The sequence below is a fragment of the Bradyrhizobium sp. USDA 4451 genome (assembly GCF_054822585.1).
Map to the genome: position 1 here is coordinate 7,073,995 of NZ_JBTRCH010000001.1, position 24,498 is coordinate 7,098,492.

Here is a 24,498-nt window from a genome sequence, read left to right on the forward strand (position 1 = left end):
ATCAGCTCTTGGGTGCTGCCAGGTGACTGTAAACGTCGCTCACGCCATGGGCGTCGTACCACGCAAGCAGACGACGAATGGTCTCATCGAAGGGCACCTTGGCCTGCCATCCGAGGCGCTCGCGGGTCCGGCTTGGGTCCGGAACGACCGACGGTACGTCGTCGTCGCCCACCGGCACCACCTTCACGTCGGGATCGGCCGGCAGCCCAAGGTGGGCCCGCACGAGGTCGTAGATTTCCTTGATCGAGTGGCCGATCCCGCTCGAGACGTTAAAGACGCCGGTCGGCGCCTGCTCGGCCATCGCGAGGTCGACCGCAGCGAGGAAGTCGGACATATCGAGGAAGTCGCGCTGCGCGTCGCTGCAGAAGCAGCCCTGCCCCGCCTTCAGGCGCTTGTAGAAGGTCGGGATCGGACCGATCGCCAGACGGGGACCGGTCACGTTCGCAAGCCGCAACGACATGTAGGGCAGGCCGCTCATCGCCAGATACTGCTCGCCGGCAACCTTCGAGATTCCGTAGCTGGTGAATGGCCGCAGCGGGTGCTCGACCGGGATCGGCGTGGTTTCGGGCCGCCCGTAGCACAGCACGGTCTGAAAATTCAGGATCCGGCTCGCGCCGGCGGCACGTGCCGCGTCAATCACGTTCACGGTGCCATCGACGTTGGTTACGACGTCTTCCCGCCAATTCGCCGGATCCTTGTAGGACGCCGCCGAATGCACGACATGCGTCGGCCGGAACTTCTCGAACGCCGAGGTGACGAGTTCCCGATCGGCGATCGAGCCCTCGATCAAGGTCAGGCCGGGAAGCGCGGGCACGACCTCGCGCTTGCCGGTGGCGAAATTGTCGATCACGAGGATCTCGTGGCCCTGCGGCAGCCAGTGTTCGATCAGGTTCGAGCCGAGGCAGCCCGCGCCGCCGGTGATGATGATGCGCATGTCGCTGTTCCGATCAGGTGCGGATTTCCGCACGCGCTTCCTTCAGGTGCGTATAGCCGCCGACGACTCCTTCCTTCTCCCAGCGCTCGACGGACAGCCGAGCGATCTCATCGAGCGAGGTGAATTCGACGGTACCGAAATCCTTGAATGTGCGTGACGGGTCGAGCAGGATCGAAGGCGCATCGTCGGGGCCGAGCGGCTTCACTTCCGGCTCCGGATAATCATTGATCTTCATCGCCCGCACCACAGAATCGTAGAGCTCCTTGATCGCGACATCCTTGCCCGACGAGAAGTGATAGGTGCCGCGGCCTACACCATCGGCGGCCTTGACGACGACGCGGGCAAGGTCGCCCGCGTAGCAGAAGTCGCGGCGCGCCGGGGTGACGAAGCACTTCTGTCCCTTGGCCAGACGTCCGTAGAAGATCGGCAGCGGTCCCGACACGTTGCGCGGCCCGATCACGTTGGCCAGGCGGAACGTCACCCATTCGACCCCGGAGAACTGCACGTAGTGCTCGCCGGCGGTCTTCGAGATCGCGTAGCTGGAATTGACCGGGTTGATCGGATGGTCGAGCGGGATCGGGGACTGCAGCGGCTTGGTGCCGTAGCAGAGCGCGGTCTGGAAGTAGATCAGGCGGGATACGCCGAAGGTCTTGCAGGCCTTCGCGATGTTGGCGGTGCCAACCGCGTTGACCAAGGCATCGCTGCTCCAGTCCTCCGGATCCTTGTAGGACGCCGCGGTATGGATCACGACCTCAGGCCGGAAGTCGGAAAACAACTGATCGACCACGGCAGCATTCGCGATCGTGTCCTCGACCAGGGTCAGATTCGCGTGCTTGGTGAGGTTGTCGGCTCTGCCGGTCGCATAATTGTCGATCGCAACCACCGTGTCGCCGCGCGACAGCAGCATATCAATGACAGTCGATCCGACCTGCCCGGCACCGCCGGTTACAAATATCTTCATAGCCACCATCCAGATTGAGAAGTTTAAGCACTGACCATCGCGCGGAACTCGGCCGCCCGGTCATGAAACCGTTGGTGCCAGAGTTCCAGACTGAGAAGACCCCACGTCTTTCGGGAGAAGCGGGATTGCTCGCCAAAGCTGGAGAGCACGACATCACTGTTGAAGAACGGGCGATGCTTCGCGCGCTGCTCACCAAAGATGTCGAGAACAAAGTCCTTGAGCTCGCCGTCGAACCATTCCTTCAGCGGCACCGGGAAGCCCATCTTGTCACGCCGCTGCAACAACGCCTTCGGCAGGGTATCGCGATACGCCGTCTTCATGAGCTGCTTCATCTGCCCGCCCATGAACTTCACGTCGGCCGGCACTGTGGCGAGAAACTCCACGAGAGGATGATCCAGCAGCGGCACGCGGCTCTCCAGGCCGTGCGCCATGCTCATGCGGTCCTCGACTTGAAGCAGCGCCGGCAACAGGCACTTGAAGTCGAAGTGCGTCATCTTGTCGAAATAGGCTTCCTTCCGCACATTGTCCTGGTTGTTGAAGATCGCGCGGAAGGAGTCGAACACCGCCTCCTTGTTCAGCGCGCTCCAATCGACCTCACCAACCATGTCGGTCGAACGATCGACCAGGCGGAAGTACCGGCGATCAAGATCCTCGAACAGGCCGTCGCGCCAGAATTCCTTGATCATCGGCTTGTATTCGCGCAGCAGGCCGAGATTGGGCACGATCGACTCGATCGTGACCACGTAGTGACCGCTCTGGTAGGTGCCGTCGACCGCCGCCTTGATGCATTGCTCGAAGTAGGCGACCAGATACCGCGCATAGCCGCCGAGCAGCTCGTCGCCGCCCTGCCCGCCCAGCACGACCTTGACGTTCTTCGCCGCGAGCGCGGACACCATGTATTGCGGAAACGACCCCGGTCCGGCAACCGGGAAATCCAGATGATAGATCACGTCGCCGATGCTGTTGCGGAAGTCGGCGGCGGTGATGTCGACCATATGGAGCGACATGTCCGCCAGATCGGTCACCGTCTTGGCGTAGCCGCTCTCGTCATAGCCTGGAAATTCGAGAAAGCGGCCGTGGAATGCGTCACGGCTGCGGTGATCCAGCTTGGAGGCCATCAGCGCGACGAGGCTGGAGTCGAGACCGCCCGAGACGTAACCGCCGACCGGCACGTCGGAGCGCAAATGCACCTGCATCGAGTCGGATAGCAGTTCGGTGAAGCGCCGCTCGAAGTAGCTCGGACTGCGATCGAAATCGACATCGTACTGCACGTCCCAGTAGCGGGACGTCACGACGTCGCCGCCCTCGAGCCGAAGCAGATGGCCGGGCAGCAGCGCCGATATTCCCTTGAACAGGGTCTTCTTGCCGATCGTGTACTGGAACGTGAGATACTCGCTCAGCGCATCGGCGTCGGTTTGGATGTCGCTCAGGAACGGCAGCAGCGCCTTGGCCTCCGACGCGAAGTAGAAGACCCCCTGTTGCACCGTGTAGTAGAATGGCTTGATCCCGAAGCGATCGCGCGCGGCAAACAGCTTCTTGTTCCTATTATCCCAGATCGCGAAGGCGAACATCCCGCGCAGATGATCGACGCAGCGCTCGCCCCATTTGGCGTAGGCGGCGAGGATCACCTCGGTGTCCGAATGGGATTGGAACGTCCAGCCGTCCGCGAGTTGCTCGCGAAGCTCGATGAAGTTGTAGATTTCCCCGTTGTAGGAAATCACGGTGCCGTTGGCCCCCTTCATCGGCTGGGCGCCGGCAGGCGACAAATCGATGATCGCAAGCCGGCGGTGCACCAGCCCGACGCTTCCGCCGTCATCGCTCCATTGCCCCAAGCCATCTGGCCCGCGATGAGCGATCAGGCTGCTCATCGCATTGAGCGACGCGACGCGCCTTGCGACGGAATGACCGGACAGAGATGCAAATCCTGCAATGCCACACATGAATTCAGAGAACCTCGATATTCAAGATCGCTGCAAAGACACTAAAGCTATCCGCGAATTCTGCGCGCGAGTGACAGCATCTGGCGGACAAGCGTAACGACAACTGTGTGAACGAAATTGGGTAGCAACCTGATTTCCTTCACATCCTCGATGTGATGCTGATGCGCGCGAAGAACGGCGCGAGTAAACGATTCCCGCAAGGAAAGCTCGTCTGTTACCGCACCGGTTGAGGTACCGCAATCGGGGAGTGACCGCCCCTTCCTGCCCGCAGCATCACGGACTTCCGCTAGCAGACCTGCCACGAAATTCCCATAGCGGAACTTCGGGTTCTCGACCAAGGCGCGGTAACATGCCTCGATCCGCGCCATATTGGCGTCCTGGTCCTGCATCTGCTCATAGACGTCTTCGGCATTCGAGCAATCAGGCGCGAGCGCGATGTAGTGCTCTCCCGCCTTCAGGGCACCGGCGTAATTGCCTGGCGTCAGTATCTGACAGGACCGCGCGATCGCCGCCTCGAACAGCCGCGGACCCGCCGCGGTATAGACATTCCTCATGTCCTGGCCGGGAAAGCAGGCCTGCTCAAGTTCCTCGAAGCTGGCCGCCGGATTACGCTGCAGCCGCCGCTCGACGCATTCCCTGATTTCCCCTCTGGCGTCCAGGAGCGAACTTCCGCTCTCGCAGCCCAGGGTGAACTTGCTGTTGCCCAGGAACCGGAGCCAGGCGTCGCCGACGAGCGCGTCGCGCGCCTGTGTCGAGATATCGAGCTTCAGCCGGCGATCGGTCATGCTGGAGCGGAAGCGGTCACCCAATTCGGTCTTCAGCTGGCCAATTCTTCCGAAATAGGCCGGCAGCGCCCTGGCCCGATAGCCGACGTCGATCTCCCGGTCCCCGAACGGTACCGCAAAGCGCTGCATCAGGCCGATGTCGGCGTCGTCGACGTATCCGGTAAGCGCCTCGAGCACCCGGGCATGCTTTCGCGCGCGAGGATAAAACTCCGCATGTTGATCGTAGCAGACGGAATAGATGAGATCGACTTTCCAGTCCGAGAGCCAGTTGTCGAGTATCTCGGCATGGTCGTATTCGTCCTGGGGCAGCGCCACCTTGATCGCATCCGATTTCGCGACGAAGTCGTAGGCATCGAGGATCCGGTCCAGCCACAGCGATTTCGGCCTCGCCCACCTCCAGCACAGGAAGGTGGTGTCGAGAATGATCGCGTCGAAGACCTGCTCGCGGAGGCGCGCAGTGACGGGTTGGCGTGCGCTATGCAGCGTATATTCGTGCTGAGGAGCATATTTGACGAGTGCGAACGCGTGATTGATCGACGTACGCCGCGCCGAGCCAAGATCGTCGAGTTCGTGCAGGATAAGGATGCGCACGATCGAAGATTAACCCTGCACCCGGCACCGTGGGACGGCAACTGTCACGCATCAATCCCGATCAGCCGACGAATTCTCGTGTGGCGCAACACGATCCGTTTCGCCCAACGACGGAGCGGCCCCGGCGTCAAACGCGCCACGTGGATGACGCCATTCGCTGCAACGACCTTCGCGATGACGACCAGACGGTGGCGCACCATCTGCTTCGCCTTCCGCATCACCTTCTGCACAAACTCCCGGCGTCGCGCGCGGCGCTTTTCGCGCTCGAGCAACGTGACAAGCTCCCCTTCGGCATAACACCGCTTCGTTGCCGCCATTTCGGGCTGATACCGACGGTCGATAGCGCGATCGACCTGACGGACCATTGCATCGAAGCTGTTGTCGGGATTGAGCGCAACCTCACGATAGGCCCGATCGACAATCTCCTGCGCCCGTACCGGATCGCGCAGCACCTCGATGACCTCGGCCATGTTGGAATGATCCTTTTTCAGCGGCACATAGTGTCGCCAGGGCTCAAGCCTGCCGGAATAGGTGCCCTCGTACAGGATCATCAATGTCCGCAGCGCTGCCGCCTCGAAGCATCGCGGCGAGATGACGGCAAGAATGACGCGATTGTCCTCATCCTTGAAATAGAGATCGCGCAGCGTTTCAAAGCTCGCCGACGGATCGCGGGCCAGATGTTGATCCACATTGCGCTGAATCTCGCCGGTGAAGTCGCAGACGCTGGCGCCACTTTCGGTGCCGAGGACGGCCTTGCAGTTGGCAAGGAAATTGATCCAGTTCTCGCCGTAGATGCGGTCTTCCTCGCGCGTGGACATGTCGCAGGTCAGTCCGTACGGGGCGGCATCCGCCTCAAACCGACCGGCAATCAGCCATTTCTCCTGGGCGAAGCTCCCCAGCCAGTCGGGAACCTTTCGCGCACGGTAGCCGACATCGATGGAACGATCCTCGAGACGCGGCACCTTCCTGTCGAGCAATTCGCCCGGCACGTAGCCGGTGAGCACGGTTTCCCGGACGACATTCGGCAGCCGATCCTGCGGATAGTAGTCGTCCATGATCTCCTGCGGGACGACACTGAACAGGATATGGATGCCGAGCTGCCGGAATGCGGCCATCGTGTCGTTGATCCAGCGATACTCGTCCTGGATGAAGGCTGCCTTCAACCCCTTGAACCTGCAGATGGCTGCCCGCAGATTGGGACCAATATAGGTGTCCATGCAGGCGACGAGAGAATAGTGGATGATGACACCGTCAAACCGGTCGAGCTCAAGCAGGCTGGAGACGTCGCCCCGCGAGTTGAAGATCTGGATCGAGTGCCTGGAGAACTCCTTCAGGCCCATGACGTGGTCGATAATCGTGGAGGCGCTGCCCGGCATGAAATCGCAGAGCAGCAGAAAGTTGAGACGCTTGAGATTGGGCGCGTCGACCGCAGTGAGCGGAGAGACCGGATGGGTGACTGGAATCATCTGGACTAACTGAAGGTTGGTTTGAAAAAACGCTGACCTAGTGCTTCTGTTTGAGAAGGCCGTCAATTTCAACGTAAGCTTCGCCGGATCGCGGGCACTTCAGATCGTTGCCGAGCCGCTCGCCGGCCCTGCTCATCCAGCCGATCCGTCTTGCGGGATTTCCCGCCATCAATGCAAACGCAGCAACATCCTTCGTGATCACCGAACCGGCCCCGATGAAACAGTATTGGCCCAGCGAATGTCCACAGACGATGGTCGCATTGGCGCCGATGCTGACGCCGCGCCCGATCGGCGTCTTGCGAAACTCATCCTTCCGCGACACATCGGCGCGCGGATTGTTGACGTTGGTGAAGACGCAGCTCGGGCCGCAAAATACGTCGTCCGCAAGCTCCACGCCGTCATAGATCGAGACGTTGTTCTGGATCTTGCAGCCATTTCCGATCCTGACGTTCGGACCGATCATCACGTTCTGGCCGATCGAGCAATTCTCGCCAATCACCGTGCGCGACAGAATGTGACAAAAGTGCCAGACCTTGGTGCCGCGTCCGAGCACGGCGCCATCGTCGACGTAGCTCGATTGATGGATCAATACGCCCGGGAAGCGCGGATCCTCGCGCATCTCGCTCATTTGTGCATCGCCTTCTGGGCAAAGGCGTGAACGCCATTGCTCCGAACGATCGGTGCATGGCGGAACGTGGATACGATGTCGATCGAGGGACGGACTTCGTCCAGCCTGAATCCGCGGCCGGCAATGATCTCCTCATAGCTTCGCGTGTGGAGATCGGTGAACCCTTCGGAGAACTCGACCTCTTCGCCATCGACGGTGATGGAGCGGAAGGTCGTCTTCTTGCCCTTTACGCTCTCCGGCAGGTCGTTGCGGTCGAGCGACAGGAACCAGCTGACGTCGGCGCGCTCGCACTCCAGCGAGCCTGCCGCCCGCTCCGCCTCGCGCAAGTGCGCCTCGTTGCGGCTGGCCGGTCCGAACACGAAGCTTAACATGTCGAAGAAGTGCACCCCGATGTTGGTCGCCACGCCACCGGACCGGTCTTCAGCGCCCTTCCAGGAGGCGTGATACCAGCGCCCGCGCGAGGTGATGTAGGTGAGCTCGACCTTGTGGCGCTTCTGCGAGTTGGCGAAGCGGTCGCGAAGCGCGATGATCGCCGGATGCAGGCGCAATTGCAGAATGGTGGAGATCCGCCGGCCGGTGTCGCGCTCGATGGCTGCTAATCCGTCGATGTCGCCGGGATTGAGCACCAGCGGCTTTTCGCAGATCGCATCGACCCCGGCGCGGAGCGCAAACCGGCAGTGCGCGTCGTGAAGGTAGTTCGGCGAGCAGATCGTCATGTAGTCGAGCTTCTTGCCGTCGCGCTGCAACGCGCCGACATGGCGATCGAACAACTCGAATTCGGTAAAGAACTCGGCGTCGGGGAAATGGCTGTCCATGATTCCGACGGAGTCGTTGGGATCGTAGGCCACCGCGAGCTTGCCGCCGGTATCGGCCATCGCCCGCATGTGCCGCGGCGCGATGTAGCCGGCTGCACCGATCAGCGCATAATTGGTCATGAAATCTCCCTCTTCGAACTCTTGGCTTGCTTCAGGCAAGCTACCGCACTCGGGGTGAATCGCGCGTCACACCCGAGCAAAAAACTCCAATACGCCCCGCCAGGCGGCAGACGCGCTCAAGCCGCGGCGATCAGATCCGCCCCGACAAGAACGCGTACCTTGCGGCCCAACAGGTTCAACAGAACGGCCACGCGATGGTGATCGCTGGCGTCCTCCACGAGCGCAAGACTGTCGGCGAATGCACCCTCGACAATGCGAACCGCATCGCCAGGCGAGAACGCCGGTCTGCGCGCAAGAACGATGAATCCGGCCTCGTCCTCGCGCGATTTCAGCGCATCGATAACGACATTTTCAACTGCCGCGGGCCGATCGCCGACGCAGACGAGATGTGAAACGCCGAGCGTCGATTGAATGGCGCGCCAGCGCTGTGCCGCGACATCGATCGCGACAAACAGATAGCGCGGGAATAGCGGCCGGGCGACGAGCTCGATCTTCCGCGCATGACTGCGGCGCCGCTGATAACGCGGAAGGTAGGTGGAGAACCCCTGTCGCACGAGGCCGGCCGCCGCTTTTGCTTCGGCATTGACTTGTGTCTGCACGACATACCAGCGGGACCCGGGCTGCATCGCCATCACGCTCCCTGCGGCTGCTTGGGACGCAAGCCCAGTAGCTCCGGCGCGAGCACCTTGTCTGCGCCGAAATTGCCGACCGCCTGGTCGAAGACGGTTCGAGCGGCCGTCAAATGGGTCACCACCACCGCATCGAACGGCTCGTCCACCAGCGCATAGGAGGAGACCACCTTGACCCCGATGAAGCGGGTCGCTGTCGCATCGGGATCAACGATGGCAAGCACCGAAATCGGCCCATCGACCGCACACAGGATCGCGATCTCGCAGAGGTCCGATTGTCCGGCGAGCACGACCCGCCTGAAGCCACGCGCCTGCGCGCGTTCAAACAGCCGGCCGTATTCCTCCTTCGCCTTGCGGAACAGCGAAAAGGAGTCCGTGAGGAACTGGACGGTCAGTCGCGATTTCTCGGAGAAGCCCTGCGGGGTGAGATAGTAGGCATAGCGCCGCGCCGGCGCCGAGCCGACCTTGACGAAGCCCTTCTTGATCGCCCGCTTCAGGTAGGCATTGACTAGGCCGAGCGCGACGCCCAATTCGGCCGCGATGTGCCGCTGCGATTGCGCACCATCCGCCTCGAGCGAGGTGAGCAGGCCGAGCACCAGCCGGTCGCTGTCATTCTCATCCGTCGGTAGAGTGCTTGCCATCACGCCTGTCCCCACTGGAGCAGGCTGATACCGCGTTCACTCGATGAACGTCAAGCAAATTCGTTCATGCCATGAACGCTTCAACCAATTGATTACAAAGGGATTTACATCTGACACATGTGACGCGATGGTCACACTTCAGGCCTTATTGGGCAACTCGGCCAAGTATTGCGCCGCGAGCGTTGAATAGCTGTACCGCCGCGCCACGGTCACCCGATCGGCCCGCGGACGCGCCGGGTCGTCGAGGGCAGCGCGCAGGGATGCGGCAAGCGCGTCGGCATCATCAGGCGCGCATCGCGCGGTCACCAGATCCTCGAGCCCGGTCAGCGCCCGCTCCTCACAGGCAATGACACTGCGCGGTGCGAACAGGCAGTAGTCGAACAGCTTGTTCGGGCTGATGCCGTGGTGATAGAGGGCGTTGTTGTGGAAGGCGACCACCGCGCAATCGGACGCGTGCAGCATGCTGTGCACGACCGCCCGATCGACCTCATCGTGAAACTCCACATTGGCGAGCGCAGCCGCCCGCTGTTTCAGCGCCTCCTTCGAGGTGCCGGAACCGATCATCACGAAATGGATCTCGGGGTTTGATTTGCCGAGGATCGAAGCGGCGTCGAGAATGGCCTCCACGGCGTTCGGCGGGCCCATGCCGCCGGCGTAAAGCACGACGCGCCTGCCCCGCTGCTGCAGCAGATTGATGCGGTCGACCAGGGGATGGCCGAGGGCCTCGATGGTCAGCGCGCTCTGAATTTCGCCGTCGGAAACTCCGTTGGGGATCCACAGGAACTTGCCCGCGGGCAAGCCACGCGCCCGCATATGAGCTTCCGCTCCGGCCAACAGGCAGATCACGCGATCCGCCGTACGATAGGCGGCGCGCTCCTTCCAGCCGAGCACCTTCATCAGCGGATGCCATGCCGGCGTCATGCCAAGCGCGACGATGCTTTCCGGCCAGAGGTCGCGGACCTCGAGCCAGAACCGCGTCCCGAATTGTCGCGCGACTCGACCGGCCGCTGAGACGAAGAACAGATGCGGGCTCGACGCAATCATCAGGTCCGGCTCGCCGAACTGCGCCGCGATTGCAGATGCCGCCGAACGGAAAGCCGGCGCAAAGCTCAGATTGTTCCGCAGCCGTCCCAGGCTGCCATGGCCATAGCGCGGCGTGTCGAGAAACCAGAAGTCGACGTCATTGATCCGCTGCGGCCCCGGAACGCGCGGCTGCCTGTGCAGGTGGTGAAAGGCGGCGCTGACGATCACCACCCGGTGCCCCATCTTGCCCCAGGCGTCTGCCAGCCAGAACGGACGATAGTGACGCCCGAGGCCAGGGCCTCCGGCAAAGGGATGCAGCAGCCAGATGTTCATGCCGCCGCCCCGAGCGAACCAAGTCGCCGGTAGAGCTCGATGAGTTCCGCCGCGTCGTGCTGCCAGTTGAAATTCCGGGTCACCGCGGCCCGTCCCGCCAGTCCCATTCCGATCGCGAGCTGCCGGTCGTCCGCGAGCCTGGACAGGCAGTCCAGCAGCGCCGCGCGATCGTCGAGCGACACGACGAATCCGCACCCTGCCGCCTCCACGATCTCCTTGGATTTCGGCAGATCACTTGAAATGACAGGTAGGCCGGCAGCCATATATTCAAACAGCTTGGTTGGAAGTGAGAGCAAATAATTCGGTTCAGGCAATAGCAGGTTGAGGCCGATGAGACTCTCGTTCAGCAGCTTCGCGATCTCACCACGTCCCAGCCTGCCCCTGTATGACACGTCGGCAGTTGATTTCTCAAGCCAGGCTTGTTCCTCGCGACCGATTGTTCCCGCCAGCACCAGCGGCAGACGCACCGCGGCACATGCTTCAACCATTTCGACCAGCCCGCGATCGAAGCTGGTGCGGCCAACGTAGACCGCCTGGCGTCGCCGTTGTGTCGTCGGCCCAGGCTCAATGAATTCGTCCAGTCGCACGGTGTTGCGCACCAGCGTGACGGCAGCACCATAGCTGCGAAAGCGATCGGCAATAGCCGGCGTCGCCGCGACGATGGCGTCGAAACGGCTGGCGGCGTAGCGTTCCGCCAATTCCATTCCGCGCGAGACGAGCGGCCGCATCCAGGGCCAGATCCACCGCTTGGAATAGATGTCCGCGGGCACATCCTCGTGGACGTCGTAGACCACCTTGCAGTTTCGGCTCTTGAGCCGCAGCGCGAACGGGATCAGCTCCGGATCGTGGAATTGCACGACGTCTGCGCTGGCCGCCCGCGCGAGGGCAAAGGCCGCTCGGCCCGTGACCCACGGGCGCTTCCAGCGGGCAGCCGGCGGCATCTCGATCAATCTGAAATCGATGCGCCCCGGATCGCTCGGGCAAGGTGACCGTGCCACGACGGTCACGTCGTGGCCGCCTTCGGAGAGGCTGCGCGCTTCCTTCTCAACGATTCGAATGTCATCGGCCGCATGGACACTCGACAACATGCAAATCTTCATGGAGATTCGACCCGGAAGCGTTCACCCCAAAGCGCGACGCAATAAAGCCGCCAGCGCATTCCAAGATCCAGCCGGTGGAATTTCTTCTTCACCGCAGCCATGTCGGCGTAGCGGGCAAGCAGGGCGCTGCCGATAACCTTTTCATACATCGCCGGCGAGTGTCGGCTGAGCCAGAGCCGGTCGGGTGCTGCAAAGCCGATCTTGTCCTTGCGCCAGGAGATGCTGGCCGGAAGCGCGTCCTGCATCGCTGCACGGAGCGGCCATTTCGTCCAGCCCTTGTTCAACTTGATGCGCGTCGGCAGGCTCAACGCAAACTCGACAAAGCGGTAATCGAGGAACGGCAAGCGGGTCTCGATACCAAACCGCATCGAGTTCTTGTCCTCGAAACGCAGCAGCATCGGCAGGTTGGTTTCGGTGATCTCCAGCACCTGCATTTGCTGCGCATCTCTCGTCTCTCGCGCAAAACGGCGAAGACATTCCGGCAGTTCCGGGCTCTTCAGGAAGGCGTATTGCCAGCGGTAATATGCGTTCCGCAGCGCCGCCGAGCTGGCGCCAAACAGGTACATCAGCAACCGTTGAGCCGAAACGCCGGCCTGCGTGGCCGCGCTAAAGGCGGACAAGAATCCCCCGACGCCGGAGCGAGCCAGCTGGTCGCGCAGCCAGGCCGCATAATAGCGGTGATAGCCCAGCAGCGTCTCGTCACCGCCCTGACCGTCGAGCAGCACGATGACGCCGTTGGCGCGCGCGGTCTTCATCACCTCGTATTGCATCATGATCGAGGGGCCGCCGAACGGCTCTTCCTGTACCTCGAGCAGGGCCTCCGCGGTCGACGCGAAATCCTGATAGCTCGGCTTGGTACGCAACCAGTTCAGCTCGGCCTTTGCGACGACGTCGGCGGCGTAAGCTTCCTCGTTGTTCTCCGCCTGCTCGCTGACCGCCGTGATGGCAAAGAAGCGATCGTTGGAGGACGAGGCATAGCGCCGGGCCGCCAGCGTCGCGACGCTGGAACTGTCCAGTCCGCCCGACAGGCAGGTACCGACCCGAACGTCCGAGCGCAAACGCAGGCGCGTCGCGTCATCGAGCAGCTCCGCCAGCGAGCTGGCGGCTTGCTGCTCGTCGGCCACGGCCGAACGCGGCGCCAGCGAATAATAGCGCTCGATCTTGATCCCGCCCGTTGCCAGATCGACGCGCATCTTGTGTCCAGGGGCCAGCTTCTCGATACCCTTGAAGAAGGTCCGATCGGTATGGTCGCTGAGGCCGCAGACGAGAAAGTCCCTGACAAGTTCGTCGTCGGCGACGGCGCGCCCGATCAACGGCAGCAACTGGCGAATCTCCGAACCGAAGGCGAACTGGTTTGCCGTGTCGACAAAGTAGAAGGGCTTCACACCGAAGCGATCACGCGCGCAGAACAGCGTATTGTCACGCTCGTCATGAATCGCAAACGACCACATGCCGTTGAAATGCTCGAGGCAGCTTTCGCCCCAATGGACATAGGCCGTGAGCAAGACCTCGGTGTCCGACGCCGTGTGGAAGACGTGGCCGAGCGCTTCAAGCTCTGCGCGCAGTTCGAGATAATTGTAGATCTCGCCATTGTAGGTGATCCAGATCGGCAGCAGCCTGTCGCGCATCGGCTGCGCGCCGTCGTCGGTCAAATCGATGATGGCCAGTCGCCGGTGCCCCAGCCCGACCTTGCCATTGACCCTGACCCCACGCCCGTCCGGCCCGCGGTGAGCGACCAGATCGGTCAGTCGATCGACTTGGTCAGCATCAACGAGCCCGTTCTTGGCGACTAGGCCGAATATGCCGCACACGTGGGACTAACCTGCATGGTCTGGGTTTCGTGGACAATTCGACAGGACGCGCATTCCGGCCGCTGCGGCACGACATCCGGCCCAGCGCCTGCGCTCTCCTCTACCCTGTTCACGCGATGAACGTCAACCTCAGGGGTCAGCGCGCGCCCGCGCGATCCGCTGCTCGACTATCTTTCGATCAGCGCATCGACATCCTGACCGGCAGCCTCTCGCATGGTGGCGGCAAAACTGGCCGCGAATGCATGGACGCGCTCGTCCTGATGCGGAACGACGTTCCGAATGACGAGCCCGCGCGCTTGCTGCGAAGCCTCCGCAAGGTGGTCGGCCAGCGCATTCGGATTATCGACGCCGAAATAGCGGGCGACGCCTGAGGTCTGCTCGCGGTGCACGTCGATGTCGGACAGGATCATCGGAACGCCGAATGACTTCGCCTCCTCCACCGTCGTGCTCCAACCCTCGAAGCGCGACGGGTTGAGCAGCGCGGTTGAGGCTCGCAGCAGGGCGTAGACATGGGGCAACGGGATCACGCCGAGGTGGCGGAAGTGCGCCTTGAGGCCGCGGCGTTTGATCTCGGAGTTGACCAGATCGTAATAGCCGGGCTCGCGCCGATCCTCCGTGCTGCCCGATGCGCAGACCACGACATCGACCCCACGACGCTTCAGGATCGTCAAGGCGTCGACGACGAGTTGATGGTTCTTGTGGCGGTAGAACTGATTGGGCAGATAGAAATAGTTCTGCGGCAGGCTATAGGTCGCGATCACGTCCGACGGGTCCGTGTTCAGGAACGCAGCCGGCGGCTGGGTTGCGAAGCGAACGACGCTGACGCGGCTCTTGGCGTGCGGGTAGTAGGCCCGGAAATCGCGCAAGGCACTCTCGCTGCTCAGCATGATGGTCCGCCCGGACGCGATCTGAACGCGAAAGCCGATCTCGCGGCGCCAGCGTGCCATCATCGGAAACAGCTGCGGCAGCGAACGGTGTTGCAGATCCGGGATCCACGCCACCGCCGGAATCGGCAGCCGCCAGCCGAAGAAGCGTGCGGCTTCAACGACGACATCGACGCGCGCGGAGCGAAACGCCGCCGCGGCTCCACTGTCCAGCCCAAGTCCGAGCGCGGCAGCCAGACCTGGCTGTCCGTCGAACGCCTTCGACCTGATGACCTCGACGCCCGGTACTGCGGCAAGCTCCGCGAGTTCATTCTCATCAGCCGCGTTCCCCGCAAACACGACCGCCGTGAATTCGCCGGGCAAAAACCGGTCGAGCGCCGCGAACAGGTTGCGTTGATAATTGTAGCCGCCGGCCCAAAGCCGTCGCGAAATGTGACCAAACGCGAACCGCAATGCGCGCGGCGTCACGAAGCGTGTCCCTTGAACCAGGCCACATAGTCGGCGAGACCCTGGTCGAGCGGAATGCGCCAATCGAATCCGATTTCGCGGAGCATTGTATCGTCGGCCAGCAGGCTGACGGGATCGCCGGGCCGGCTGATGCCCGAGTGACGTACAAGCGTGTTGCCGCCCCACTGCTTGATCAGGTGCGCTGCGATCTCGGCAACGCTCGTGCCGCGGCCTGAACCGCCATTGATGACCCGAAAATTCTGCTGCGACGACGGTTCCGCGACTTTGGCAAGCAGCCTTGCGACATCGCGAGCGTCGGTCCAGTCGCGGATTTCCTGGCCGCTCCCGCCAAGCGTCAGCACGGGTTGCTGGGCCTCCAGCCGCGAGCAGATGTCCCACAGCAATTGCTTGCGCAGATTGGGGCCATAGACCGAGAACAGCCGCACGATCGTGCAATGCATGCCGAACGACTGCGCGTAGCTCCGGCACAGCTGCTCCATCATGAATTTGTGCTGCCCATAGGGCGACATCGGAGTCGGGACAGCACTTTCAGCGATCGGCCCGGCATGGTCGGCGCCGTACACGGCCGCGCTCGACGCCGCGATCAGCGCGCAGTCAGGCGCGGATCCGCGCAGCCATTCGAGCAGCCGCGCCGTGCTCGCGACCGTCCGCGAAAAATCCTCCAACGGCCGCTCGATCGAGATGCCGACGGAGGAGCCGCCGGCCAGATGAAAGACATGCGTCGGCAGCCCGTGCGCTGCCGCAAGGGCGTTGAGATTGGCCGCGTCGATCTCACCGTTGATCCAGCTCTGCAAGCCGAGCCGGCGGGCTTCCGTCGCGTCGAGCGCGCCGTGCCCGACGCCGTGCACCGCATGGCCGGCGCCTGACAACTCATGCACGAGATGGCGGCCGATGAACCCGTTCGCGCCGGTGACCCAGACGATCATCGCTCAAGCCTTGTGACAGACAAAGGAGTACAGCCGGCCCGGCCGATTGTCGAAGCGTTCAGCCATCGACAGCAGCGAGCCGAACACAAGGCGTGACGCAAACGCGGTCCGCCACAGCGGCGCCACCGGAATTTTTTGCGACAATTTGGTCACGATCGCGGCCTTCAGGGTCTCCAGCGTATAGGGAAACAGGTTGATCGGGCTTTGCAGCGGCGCCAGCGTGTCGACCTTCGAAAATCCGGCGGTGGCCAGCGCACCGATGTAGCGATCGAGCAGGAAGGCGTGCTCGCCGCCGTAAAGATGATGCAGCGGGTGCTGCGCAAGGAACTGGGGAAGATCCGCTTCCTTGCTGATGACGTGCTCGCGCGCCGCGATCAGCATGCCGCCGGGCCGCAGCACGCGAAACATCTCCCGGCATGCACCTTCGAGATCGCGCGTGTGATGCAGCACGGCGCGGGCGAACACGACATCGAACGTCGCATCGGCGAACGGCAGCCGCTCGGAGAACTCCTCAACCACCTGGATCGGCAGTTGCGCCTGTTGCGCCAGCCCGCGGATCGCCGCCGCACCCACGATCGCGCTGGGGTCCGGCTCGAGCGCGGTCACCGCAAAGCCGCTGCGGGCAAGCGCGTAGCTCGCAATGCCGCGGCCGGCCCCGACATCGAGCGCGGTGCCGGACCGGCCGGCCAGCAGCGCTGAGACCGCCCGCCACTCGGAGCTCTGGAAATAGCGTTCAGCGGCTTCGGCCAGCGGATCGTCGTAGAATGCGTCGAGCACGAGCTGGCGCTGGTCGGGCTGATTGCGCAGCCAGACCACCGCTTCCTCCCAGGTGGTAAACTTGCGCTCACCGTTCATCGGCGCCAAGCTCCCTCACCAGCACGGCCGGATTGCCGGCCACGATCGTAAACGGCGCGACATCCCTTGTGACGACCGCGCCGGCCGCGACGATGGCGCCCTGCCCGACCGTCACCCCGCGCAACACCATCGCAGCCGCGCCGATCCAGGCATCATCGCAAATCCTCACCGGGCTCTCGTCGAGCGAGATGTCGCTCGGATGGCCGCGCGTGAAAATCTGCTGCACCTGCCGGTGGCGCTCCGCCGTCCGCAGCGGATGGGTGAGATTGTCGAACACATTCGCCGAATGCGAGATCAGGACGCGGTTGCCGATCTCGATCAAGGCCGCCGACCAGATCCGGGTGCCTTCGCCGACGTAGCACCACTCGCCGATCCGGATCTCCCCGCCATGCGCGAAGGTCAGGAGCTCGCCGAGGATGCGGCTGTTGCGGCCGACGACGATCTTGTCGGCATCGCCGCGGATGTTCCTGATCCTGGCGGAGCGGCCGAGCGCCGCGTCGGCTTGCAGACGGCACGTCGCGCGACCGATCAGACGTTGGATCAGGTAATCGATATTCATGCGGTCAACTGCAGGCAGGCGACGGCGCGCGACGACGCCGCAAGGTCGTCGCCCTGCCCCTTGCCGGTATGGATGTCGAAAACGGTGGCGTCGGCGAGCGCCTCGGCACTCTGGCGCGACCAGCCTTGTCGCGAATAGCCGAAATAGTCGACATGGTGCGATGTCGCGCCGAAGGCCTCGATGATCCGCTCGATCATGGCAAGATCGAACACCTGATACCAACCGAGATTGTCGCGCTTGCCGAACGGCACGGAGATCAGGCACGTCCCGCCGGGCTTGAGAATGCGCTTGAACTCTTTCACCGCCGGGACGAAACCGTCCCGATCGGTCTCGGCATCGCGCGGATCGCCCGTGTACAGCATCTGATTGTCGAGCCCGATATGCTCGATAGTCGAAATGCTGGCGACCGTGTCGAACACATGATCACCGAACATCGTCTTGCGGAGATCGCCGAACACATAGGAATACCCATCATGCCAATAGCACCGCCGCTCCGGCGCCAGCGTCATGATGGTGAGATCCGCGCCGCGCAGCGGCGGACGCCGCAGCAGGAAGTCATGGTTGAAGGTCGATCCCGCATCCAGCATCTTGCCGACATCTTTCAATCGGCCGTAGACCCAGGGATATTCCACCACGCGCTCATCCATCGCGATGCCGTAGCCGGGCGGAAGCTCCTTTCCCGCCTGAAGCAGGCCGCCATCGATCGCCGCGGTGATGGTGTCGCGTTTGACCGTCTGATAGCCCGGGCCGAACGGCCGCGGCCGCATCCTGAACAACGGCACGGCCAGTCCGTCCGCCATCCATTTCAATTGATAGATCAAGTCACTTGCAGACATCATTCCGGCCCGATCGCCCGCCCGCTGGCCGGCTCTGTGCCCCCGTGTAGAGCCTTTTCCGGTCCGATGGAATCGGAACGGGCTCTAGAATCTCGCTTTTGCGCGTTTTCTTCACGCCAACCGCCACCCACTTCGCTCGAAACGCTCTGTTACGGCTCAATCCGCGCGACGAGATCGATAAACTGTGCCCATTGCGAGGCCTTGCTGTAAGTCTCCTGCACGCGGCTCCGGCCGGACGCGGCGATCCCGACCCATTGCGGCCAATCCCGCAGGCTGCTTGAGATCGCCTCGACGGCCTTTTCGGGTGCGTCGTAGGTGCGCATCGTGACGCCGTCCTGCATAGCCTCCGGATAGTTGCCCGAATCCGACACCAGCAGCGAGCCGCAGCCCATCGCCTCGAAGCAGCGCATGTTGCCGCGATCGTTGCCGGCCATGTCGATGGCGCCGTTGAGCACGATCTTCGCCGACCCGAACAGCTCGTAGAGGTCCCGGCCGAACAGCGGCGTCCTTGCGATGCGCGCGATGACGTCGGGGCGGCGGTGCTTCCCCAGCGGCAGCAATCGCCCGACCGCGCTTTCGGCAAGCCGTGTCAGCCGCGAGGCATCGAGGCAGAATACGATGTTGCGGTCAGCCGCCAGCGCCGCGACCTGCTCGAGGGTCCGGCCCCGCGCGCTATGATGCCGCGAATATCCGCCGACAAACGCCACGTCGATCGGCCGTTCGCCGTGGCCATACTGCGCCATGACAGGATCGATCGCGGGGAAGAACAGCTCCGCCCGGCAGCCCTTGCCGCGCCACGCTTTGAGGATCGAGGGGAAGTTTCCAAGCACCGCGCCATAGGCGCTCAGGTCGGCGTTTCCCGAGGGCGCCGCGCGCCAGCACAGCGTCTTCTTCACACAGCCGGGGAGCTTGGCGACAAATGCACTGGGATAACGCACCGGATCGAGATTGTAGAACACCTCGGTCCTGTGATGCTCGATCTGTGCCAGCAGAATCGCCTCCAACGTCGGCGTCCCCTGCATGCCCTGCTCACGCGCCCATTGGCGCTGCAGCACGTCGTCGTCGGCATTGGTGAAGAAGGCTTCCGGCGCACCGTCGAGCACCGGCTTGAGGAAATGCGCCGCGCCAAAGCGGTCATGCAGGAAAACGTCGCGGCGCGCGGCGAAGGTCGATGCCTTTGCCGCGAGCTGATTCAGCCGCGGCAGATAGGACGGATAGAGACCGCTATTCTGGAACAGGCGCATCGGTTACGCGGTCCTCGCCAACATCCATTTCATGTTCAGATATGGCCAGATCCGGCCGACGGATTCCCAATCCCAGCCTTGCGACGCCGTCAAGCGACCGACCACTTTCCGCAGCGGCGTCTCGTCGACGAACTCGGCGAATGCCGGAACCTTCCGATCGAGCAATTCCGTGGTCCAGCCCGCCAACGGACCGTTCAGCCATTCCGGCATCGGTGAATTGAAGCCGACCTTGCGGCGCGCGGTGCGGATGCTTTCGGGCATCAAATTCGCCATCGCCTGCCGCGCCACCACCTTGGTCATGCCATCGGCCGATTTGCTGGTTTCCGGCAGCGCCATCGTATAGGTCACCAGCCGCCAGTCCATGAACGGCATACGGACCTCGATCCCGTGCGCCATCGAAAGCCGATCGAAATTGCGCAGGATGGTGGGCAGGGTGGTCGAGTGGAACATGCGGTAGAGCCGCCGGTTCAGCGCACCCCATGTATCAGGCAACTCATCACCCTCGGCAACCAGCGGCAGCGGCGCCGGCATCGCCGTCAGCCCTCCGCGCAGGAAATAGTGCCCCTGGCGCCTGATCATCTGCGCGCGCAGGAAGTCGAGGCCGCGCTGTGCGAGTTGCGATCGGGACGCGAGCGCGGCCGCAGCGTTGCGGATCTTGAATGCGGCCGACTGCCCTTCCTGCAAATAGGCGCCCATCAATTCATCCGCGCCGTGGCCATCAAGCGACACGGTGACGTTCTGGCGGCGCAGCTCGCGATAGATCAGCCAGGGCGCGCTCGGCAGCCCGATATAGACGTCGTCATTGTCGTCGAGGATGCGGTCGAGGTCGGTGAGCGCGTCGGAGCGCCCGATCTCGAGAAAGCTCGGCGCCACATCGGCCCACGCGGCCGCTTGCTCCGCCATCGGCCGCTCGTCATTGCTGGCGCCGGGAAAGGTCGCGACAAAGGCGTGCCGCCAGGCTGTCGAGTCGCGCGGTCCCATGCCGGCCTTCTCATGGCTCGCCATCGCGCAGATCACCGCGGACGAATCGAAGCCGCCGGACAGGCAGGTCCCGATCGGAACGTCGCTGCGCATGCGGAGCGCAACGGACTCGTGAAACAGCTCGCGAAACCGCCCGACGCGGTCGGCCTCGCTGTTCGGGATCACAGGCAGGTGATCCACGGTCCGCCACCAGCGGCGCACCTGCGCCCGCCCCTGGCGCAGCCACATGCAGTGACCGCCCTGCAGGCGACGGAGTTGCGAGAACAGCGTCCGCTCGCTGCCTTCGATCCCGAACGGGTCAAGCAACAATCGCCGCGCCACGTCGATATCGAGCGACGTCTCGACCAGCCCGCTCCGCGCCAGCGCCCGCTGCTCGGATGCGAACACGAAGCGCTCGGACGTTAACGCGTACAGCATCGGCTTGATGCCGAAGCGGTCCCGCGCAAGGAACAGATCATCCGTGACGGTGTCGTAGATCGCCAGCGCCCACATGCCGTTGAAGCGCAGCAGCATGTCTTCGCCCCAGGCCTGCCAGGCAGCAAGGATCACTTCAGTGTCGGACTGGCTGCGGAACACGGCGCCCTTCGCCTCGAGTTCGCGGCGCAGCTCGAGGAAGTTGTAGATCTCGCCATTGTAGACGATCACATGGCGGCCATCGCCCGATGCCATCGGCTGATAGCCGCCCTCGCCGGGATCGATGATGGCGAGCCGGCGGTGGCCGAACGCGACGTTTCGCTTGGCATTGAACCAGGTGCCTTCCCCGAACGGTCCGCGATGCGCGATCAGGCTGGTCAGCCGCGAGATCTCGGCCGGCTCGACGGGATTGCCCCGAAGATTGACGATGCCTGCGATACCACACATGTCTAGGCGGCCTTGAAGGGCAAGAAGCGGGTGATGACGATGCGGAGATCGCGCCAGCAGACGGCGCGATAGGGACCCAGCTGAGACACGGCGACAGCGGCGACAAAGATCACCGCCGCCGACACGCCGTAGAGCGAGACCACATACCACCATGACGGCGCGTGGTCGAATGACATATGGCCGAGCTGCGAGCGCAGCGCCAACGCTATGGCGACACCGGTGCCGAGCGGGATCAGGACGAAGTGCAGCATCCGTGACCACATCCCCGAAAGCCTGAAGGTTCGCCGCAGCAGCAGCACCGTGATCACCATCTGCGCGACCATGCCGACACAGGAGCTCCAACCGGCGGCCTGCCAGCCGAAATACGGCAATGCGATGGCGCTGGTCGCCAGCGTGAAGGTGCCCGTGACGAGCGAGATCAGCGCGTTGAAACTGGAACGTCCCTGCGACAGCAGATAGAACGCAAACACATTGGCGCTCGAGCCCAATATCCCGCTGATCGCAAGCACCACCAGCACCAGCTGCGCCTCGGCGGCGACCTCGGCACCGGTCCATCGATAAAGCAGCGCGCCCGCGACCGGGATCAGGCCGCCCAGCGCGCTCGCGGCGAGCACGTTGAGAATCCAGGACGAGCGAAGCAGCAAATCGACCTTGCGATCATCGTCTTCCTTTTGCAGCGTGCTGAAGAACGGGAACAGGATCTCGCCGATCTTCAAGACGCCGATATAGACCGCCTCCTCCAGCCGCTGCGCGACGCTGTAGAAGCCGACGAATTGCGGTTGCAGCAGCGCGCCGAGCAAATAGCGGTCCGCCTGGCCTGCGAACAGCGCTCCGCTTTGTGCCGCGACCTGCCAGCCACCAAGCTTGACCAGCGCACGCAGCGCGCCGCGGTCGAGCGTCGGCGGCGCGAGCCAGTCGCTGATCGCATGTCGCGACCAGGCGAAGGCCATCAGCAGATTCGTTGCGAAGCCCAGCGCCTGGCAGCCGAGGAAGGTCGAGGCGCGCGGCGCGTATGGGATGAACAGCAGCATCGACATCGTCGTCACCACCGTGCCCGTGATGCTGATCGCGGCGATCCGCCGATAGTCCTGGCGCGCCGTGAACAGCGAGAGAAACACCGCGAACAGGCACTGGCACAGCCAGCCGGCACCGGCCAGGGTGAAGGCAAGCCCGAGATCGTCGCCGGCCGGGCCGCCGAGGTGAAATCCCAGTCGCGCCAGCGGCGCACCGGCGAGGATCAGCAAGGCCGCGATCAGGCCGCCTCCGGCGATGGCGAGCGCCAGGGCGGTGGCGAAGAAGCGCCGTGCGTCGTCGCGATCGGACAGTTGCAGCCGTTGCGCAAGCTCGCGCGCCGTCGAAAGACCCAGCGCATTGCTGAACATCAGCGCCGGCGCGACACAGGCGGTTACCAGCCCCGCAACACCGAATGCGGCGAGGCCGAGCCGGAAAATCACGAATGGGAGAATCGCCAGATTGAGCAGCACCGCGACCGCAAAAGCGGTCGCGTTCCACGCCGAATTGCCGAGCAGATGGGACGGACCTCTCTTCACTGCCATGCCCGCTTTCGGTCCATCACGTCGAAACGCCTCAAGTCCCTCTTCCATAAGGGCAAAACCCATTCGGTCGGGCGACGGGCTAGCAGCCAGAAGCGTGATTGTCGAGAGTTGGCGGACGACGGACGGATGCTCAGGTGTGGGCAGGCGCGAATCGCACCTTATGCAGAGCGGTCCGCACGGAACCGTGACTGTTCGTTTCCGGCACTTTGTTATCCGGGTAACAGTTGGAAAGACCTGCCAAATTGTCTATGGCAGATGAGCAATAGCCCCCACAGCGGCCCGCCAAACAAGAGGTGTCTCAATGCCCTTTCCCCGCGCATCCCAAGCCCTGTCCCGTTTCACCGTGCTGGACTTGACCCGGGTCCGCTCCGGGCCGACCTGCGTGCGCCAGCTCGCCGATTGGGGTGCCAACGTCATCAAGATCGATGCGCTGCTGGAGGACGGCGGCGGCGAGCAGCCGGGCGGTCCCCGCGGCGGCTCCGACTTCCAGAACCTGCATCGCAACAAGCGCGCGATGACGCTGAACCTCAAAGACCCCAAGGGGCTCGAGGTGTTCAAGCGGCTGGCCGAGCAGGCCGACGTCATCGTCGAGAACTTTCGCCCGGATGTGAAGGGCAAGCTCGGCATCGACTATGAGAGCATCCGCAAGATCAATCCGAAGATCGTCTACGGCAGCATCTCCGGCTTCGGCCAGGACGGCCCCTATCACAAGCGCCCTGGCTTCGATCAGATCGCGCAGGGCATGGGCGGCCTGATGTCGGTGACCGGCGCGCCCGGCCAAGGCCCTATGCGGGTCGGCATTCCCGTCGCCGACCTCACCGCGGGCCTGTTCTGCGCGCTCGGCATCCTCACCGCGCTGCTGGAACGTGACGTCTCCGGCGAAGGGCAGTGGGTGCAGACCTCGCTGCTGCAGGCGCAGATCTTCATGCTGGATTTCCAGGCGGCGCGCTGGCTGATGGAGAAGGAAGTCGCCAAGCAGGCCGGCAACAACCATCCGACCTCGATCCCGACCGGCGTGTTCAAGACCTCCGACGGCTACATCAACATCGCCACCACAGGCGGGCGGATTTGGGAGCGCTGCGCCCAGGCGATCGGCGCGCCCGACTTGATCGCCGACCCCGACTACGCCACCGCGCCGGCGCGCTCGAAGAACCGTGACGCGCTGAATGCGCGGATCAACGCGCTCACCGAAAAGAAGTCGACCGAGACCTGGGTGCAGGAACTCAACGCCGCCGGCGTGCCGTGCGGGCCGATCTACTCGATCGACCAGATGTTCGAGGACGCCCAGGTCAAGCATCTCGGCATGGCCCAGCACGTGCCGAACGACGAGAACCGGCATATCCAGCTGGTCAGCCAGCCGGTGACGCTGTCGCGGACGCCGAGCAAGATGGTGGCGCGGCCTCCTGAATTCGGCGAGCAGACTGAGCAAGTGCTGGCCGAGTTCGGCTTCGGCAGTGACGAGATCGCCGAGCTGCGCCAGCGCAAGGTCGTCTAGTCTAGACTAGAGCTCTGCTCCTATCACATCGGAACGGAACGCCAAATTCTTGTCTT

The 24,498-nt window shown here is 63.3% G+C and carries 21 protein-coding genes; 1 reads left to right on the forward strand and 20 read right to left on the reverse strand.

The annotated features are described in order from the left end of the window. Nucleotide 1: 1 nt before the first annotated feature. The 20 genes from ACVMB0_RS33130 to ACVMB0_RS33225 all read right to left on the reverse strand — a co-directional run bounded on the left by ACVMB0_RS33130 (nucleotide 2) and on the right by ACVMB0_RS33225 (nucleotide 22,947). Entirely contained in the window at nucleotides 2-934 is a 933-nt protein-coding gene (locus ACVMB0_RS33130; RefSeq protein WP_461348886.1) for an NAD-dependent epimerase/dehydratase family protein, read from the reverse strand. A gap of 13 nt (nucleotides 935-947) precedes the next feature. Further along, complete coding sequence (locus ACVMB0_RS33135) at nucleotides 948-1,895, reverse strand: NAD-dependent epimerase/dehydratase family protein (RefSeq protein WP_456797822.1); 948 nt, start codon at nucleotides 1,893-1,895, stop codon at nucleotides 948-950. A gap of 23 nt (nucleotides 1,896-1,918) precedes the next feature. Continuing rightward, entirely contained in the window at nucleotides 1,919-3,835 is a 1,917-nt protein-coding gene (asnB, locus tag ACVMB0_RS33140; protein ID WP_461348887.1) for an asparagine synthase (glutamine-hydrolyzing), read from the reverse strand. A gap of 47 nt (nucleotides 3,836-3,882) precedes the next feature. Continuing rightward, nucleotides 3,883-5,211: a hypothetical protein gene (locus tag ACVMB0_RS33145; RefSeq protein WP_456753681.1), complete on the reverse strand. Its 1,329-nt coding sequence runs from the start codon at nucleotides 5,209-5,211 to the stop codon at nucleotides 3,883-3,885. 44 nt (nucleotides 5,212-5,255) lie between these two features. Further along, nucleotides 5,256-6,677 carry a hypothetical protein gene (locus ACVMB0_RS33150; RefSeq protein ID WP_456753680.1) on the reverse strand — a complete coding sequence of 474 codons (1,422 nt, stop codon included), beginning with the start codon at nucleotides 6,675-6,677 and terminating at the stop codon, nucleotides 5,256-5,258. A gap of 37 nt (nucleotides 6,678-6,714) precedes the next feature. Further along, entirely contained in the window at nucleotides 6,715-7,305 is a 591-nt protein-coding gene (locus tag ACVMB0_RS33155) for an acyltransferase (RefSeq protein ID WP_461348888.1), read from the reverse strand. Then, complete coding sequence (locus ACVMB0_RS33160; RefSeq protein ID WP_456753678.1) at nucleotides 7,302-8,240, reverse strand: Gfo/Idh/MocA family oxidoreductase; 939 nt, start codon at nucleotides 8,238-8,240, stop codon at nucleotides 7,302-7,304. Before ACVMB0_RS33160 ends, ACVMB0_RS33155 begins: the two co-directional genes overlap by 4 nt. Nucleotides 8,241-8,356: 116 nt before the next feature. After that, a complete protein-coding gene (gene nusG, locus ACVMB0_RS33165) occupies nucleotides 8,357-8,872 on the reverse strand; it encodes a transcription termination/antitermination protein NusG (RefSeq protein WP_461348889.1) in 516 nt (171 codons plus the stop codon). Then, nucleotides 8,872-9,510 carry a winged helix-turn-helix transcriptional regulator gene (locus tag ACVMB0_RS33170; RefSeq protein ID WP_456753676.1) on the reverse strand — a complete coding sequence of 213 codons (639 nt, stop codon included), beginning with the start codon at nucleotides 9,508-9,510 and terminating at the stop codon, nucleotides 8,872-8,874. The genes nusG and ACVMB0_RS33170 overlap by 1 nt, the downstream gene beginning before the upstream one ends. A gap of 138 nt (nucleotides 9,511-9,648) precedes the next feature. Beyond that, entirely contained in the window at nucleotides 9,649-10,866 is a 1,218-nt protein-coding gene (locus ACVMB0_RS33175) for a glycosyltransferase family 4 protein (RefSeq protein ID WP_461349754.1), read from the reverse strand. After that, nucleotides 10,863-11,954, reverse strand: coding sequence for a glycosyltransferase family 4 protein (locus tag ACVMB0_RS33180; protein ID WP_461348890.1), 1,092 nt, complete (start codon nucleotides 11,952-11,954; stop codon nucleotides 10,863-10,865). Before ACVMB0_RS33180 ends, ACVMB0_RS33175 begins: the two co-directional genes overlap by 4 nt. 8 nt (nucleotides 11,955-11,962) lie before the next feature. After that, nucleotides 11,963-13,777, reverse strand: coding sequence for an asparagine synthase (glutamine-hydrolyzing) (gene asnB / locus ACVMB0_RS33185; RefSeq protein WP_461348891.1), 1,815 nt, complete (start codon nucleotides 13,775-13,777; stop codon nucleotides 11,963-11,965). Nucleotides 13,778-13,944: 167 nt separating this feature from the next. Further along, nucleotides 13,945-15,129: a glycosyltransferase family 4 protein gene (locus ACVMB0_RS33190; protein WP_461348892.1), complete on the reverse strand. Its 1,185-nt coding sequence runs from the start codon at nucleotides 15,127-15,129 to the stop codon at nucleotides 13,945-13,947. After that, nucleotides 15,126-16,055 carry an NAD-dependent epimerase/dehydratase family protein gene (locus ACVMB0_RS33195; protein ID WP_461348893.1) on the reverse strand — a complete coding sequence of 310 codons (930 nt, stop codon included), beginning with the start codon at nucleotides 16,053-16,055 and terminating at the stop codon, nucleotides 15,126-15,128. Before ACVMB0_RS33195 ends, ACVMB0_RS33190 begins: the two co-directional genes overlap by 4 nt. Nucleotides 16,056-16,058: 3 nt before the next feature. Continuing rightward, a complete protein-coding gene (locus tag ACVMB0_RS33200) occupies nucleotides 16,059-16,910 on the reverse strand; it encodes a class I SAM-dependent methyltransferase (RefSeq protein ID WP_461348894.1) in 852 nt (283 codons plus the stop codon). Further along, nucleotides 16,900-17,469, reverse strand: coding sequence for an acyltransferase (locus tag ACVMB0_RS33205; protein WP_456753669.1), 570 nt, complete (start codon nucleotides 17,467-17,469; stop codon nucleotides 16,900-16,902). Before ACVMB0_RS33205 ends, ACVMB0_RS33200 begins: the two co-directional genes overlap by 11 nt. Then, entirely contained in the window at nucleotides 17,466-18,308 is an 843-nt protein-coding gene (locus ACVMB0_RS33210; RefSeq protein ID WP_456797819.1) for a methyltransferase domain-containing protein, read from the reverse strand. Before ACVMB0_RS33210 ends, ACVMB0_RS33205 begins: the two co-directional genes overlap by 4 nt. A gap of 146 nt (nucleotides 18,309-18,454) precedes the next feature. Next, a complete protein-coding gene (locus tag ACVMB0_RS33215) occupies nucleotides 18,455-19,549 on the reverse strand; it encodes a glycosyltransferase family protein (protein ID WP_461348895.1) in 1,095 nt (364 codons plus the stop codon). A gap of 3 nt (nucleotides 19,550-19,552) precedes the next feature. Then, complete coding sequence (gene asnB / locus ACVMB0_RS33220; protein ID WP_461348896.1) at nucleotides 19,553-21,391, reverse strand: asparagine synthase (glutamine-hydrolyzing); 1,839 nt, start codon at nucleotides 21,389-21,391, stop codon at nucleotides 19,553-19,555. Nucleotides 21,392-21,393: 2 nt separating this feature from the next. Next, nucleotides 21,394-22,947, reverse strand: coding sequence for a lipopolysaccharide biosynthesis protein (locus ACVMB0_RS33225; RefSeq protein WP_456753665.1), 1,554 nt, complete (start codon nucleotides 22,945-22,947; stop codon nucleotides 21,394-21,396). A 301-nt stretch (nucleotides 22,948-23,248) separates the two neighbouring features. Between ACVMB0_RS33225 and ACVMB0_RS33230 the strand changes: the two genes are divergently transcribed. Continuing rightward, complete coding sequence (locus tag ACVMB0_RS33230; RefSeq protein ID WP_456753664.1) at nucleotides 23,249-24,442, forward strand: CaiB/BaiF CoA transferase family protein; 1,194 nt, start codon at nucleotides 23,249-23,251, stop codon at nucleotides 24,440-24,442. The last annotated feature ends 56 nt before the right edge of the window (nucleotides 24,443-24,498 follow it).